Source organism: Rhodococcus sp. T2V, assembly GCF_029269925.1.
Lineage (GTDB): Bacteria > Actinomycetota > Actinomycetes > Mycobacteriales > Mycobacteriaceae > Rhodococcus_F > Rhodococcus_F koreensis.
The window spans coordinates 1-632 of sequence record NZ_JARJBD010000353.1 but is presented as its reverse complement, the minus strand read 5'-3'; the positions used below and the strand labels follow the sequence as shown (position 1 = coordinate 632).

Here is a 632-nt window from a genome sequence, read left to right as displayed (position 1 = left end):
GCGAAACTGTTTGTCGCTGATCTTGATTCCCTTATCGGTAGGCGCCTCAGAGGTGTCGGTCGACGTCCATGCGCTGATGCAGGACACGCACGACATCGACGACGCCCTCGGAGGTGACCCGGTAGAACAATATGTGTGACCCGACGGCGAGTTTGCGATAGCCGGTTCGGATCTCGTCACAGGGCAGACCGACCAGCGGATTCGCGGCGGCGCGTTCGATGCCGCGCTGGAGTTGCCGTAGGTACTCCTCGGCCTGGTCGACGTCCCAGCGGTCGGCGGTGTAGTCCCAGATGTGTTCGAGGTCGGCCTGAGCGGCGGGGAGAGCAGAAATCGGCTCACCGGCGGCGCGGCTCCTGTGCGCGTTTGCGGGCAAGGAAGGCGTCGAAGTCGAACGGCGTCGAGGGGCCGCTCCGTTCGCTGTCCGCCAGCGCTTGTCGCAGCGCGCTCAGGTGGGTTTCGCGGTCTTCCAGCAGCCGCAGGGCTGAGCGGACGACGTCACTGGCGGACCGGTAGCGACCCGACGCAACCTCGTTCTCGATGAACGTGCTGTAGTGCTCATCGAGACTGAAGGACGTGTTCTTACCCATGACCCCATGGTACCAATTCTTGGTATATCGCACCGGAGTCTTCAC

At 63.3% G+C, this 632-nt stretch carries 2 protein-coding genes; both read right to left on the bottom strand.

Annotation, left to right across the window (positions count from 1 at the left end; all coding sequences use genetic code 11):
* Nucleotides 1–46: 46 nt before the first annotated feature.
* Nucleotides 47–331, bottom strand: a complete 285-nt coding sequence (locus P3H15_RS54335) for a type II toxin-antitoxin system RelE/ParE family toxin (RefSeq protein ID WP_276144876.1) — start codon at nucleotides 329–331, stop codon at nucleotides 47–49.
* 4 nt (nucleotides 332–335) lie between these two features.
* Nucleotides 336–587: a type II toxin-antitoxin system ParD family antitoxin gene (locus tag P3H15_RS54330; RefSeq protein WP_276144875.1), complete on the bottom strand. Its 252-nt coding sequence runs from the start codon at nucleotides 585–587 to the stop codon at nucleotides 336–338.
* Between the last annotated feature and the right edge of the window lie 45 nt (nucleotides 588–632).

Excerpts from the sequence above, each read along its gene's own strand:
- P3H15_RS54330 (WP_276144875.1), bottom strand. The coding sequence starts at position 587 with ATGGGTAAGAACACGTCCTTCAGTCTCGATGAGCACTACAGCACGTTC.